This is a genomic window from Streptomyces sp. RP5T (assembly GCF_003933965.1).
Lineage (GTDB): Bacteria > Actinomycetota > Actinomycetes > Streptomycetales > Streptomycetaceae > Streptomyces.
The window spans coordinates 1-715 of sequence record NZ_RSAJ01001217.1; the positions used below are offsets into that span (position 1 = coordinate 1).

Here is a 715-nt window from a genome sequence, read left to right on the forward strand (position 1 = left end):
CTCTCCTCGTCGTCCACGGCGACCGCGACGGCTACTTCCCCCTCGACCACCCGCGGATGCTCGCGGAAGCCGCCGGCGACCACGGCGAACTGTGGATCGAGCCCATGGGCCACGCCGAGCACGCGGTCGGCGACGAGCTGCTGGACCGTATCGGGGACTGGGCTGTCACAGCGGGCGGCTAGCCTGGCTCCGTACACCACCGAACGATTGAGGAAGCGGATGCCAAAGGTCACGGTGCGCTACTGGGCCGCCGCGAAGGCCGCGGCCGGGATCGCCGAGGAGCCGTTCGACGCGGCCACGCTCGCCGAGGCGCTGGACGCGGTGCGCGAGCGACACCCCGGCGAACTCGTGCGCGTCCTGCGGCGATGCTCGTTCCTCGTCGACGGTGACCCCGTGGGCACCCGCGGACATGAGACGGTACGGCTGGCCGACGGCGGCACGGTCGAGGTGCTCCCGCCGTTCGCAGGAGGGTGACGATGACGAACCAGCCGTACGAGGGCTACGACCAGCAGTACCCGCAGCAGGGCTGGCCGGCCCACGCCCAGCAGGGGTACGAGGACCCGCAGGCCGCCCAGCAGTACACCCAGCAGTGGCAGGGCCAGACCTGGGAGACCCAGGTCCAGGCACCCGCCGTGGGGGCCGCGGAGACGGCGTACCTGCCCCAGCAGGCGTACGACCCGCAGCCGCAGGGATACGGCACCGGACAGCAGGGGCC

1 protein-coding gene and 2 pseudogenes are annotated in these 715 nt (G+C 72.4%); all 3 read left to right on the forward strand.

Going from position 1 to position 715, the window contains the following annotated elements:
• Positions 1–182, forward strand: a pseudogene (locus EHS43_RS45495) (alpha/beta hydrolase); the annotation flags it as partial.
• Between the two features lie 37 nt (positions 183–219).
• Positions 220–474: a MoaD/ThiS family protein gene (locus tag EHS43_RS45500; protein WP_125196146.1), complete on the forward strand. Its 255-nt coding sequence runs from the start codon at positions 220–222 to the stop codon at positions 472–474.
• 2 nt (positions 475–476) lie between these two features.
• Positions 477–715: pseudogene (locus EHS43_RS45505) on the forward strand (hypothetical protein); the annotation flags it as partial.

Bases quoted from the DNA above. Each gene is read 5' to 3' on its own strand.
- EHS43_RS45500 (WP_125196146.1), top strand. From the start codon at position 220: ATGCCAAAGGTCACGGTGCGCTACTGGGCCGCCGCGAAGGCCGCGGCC.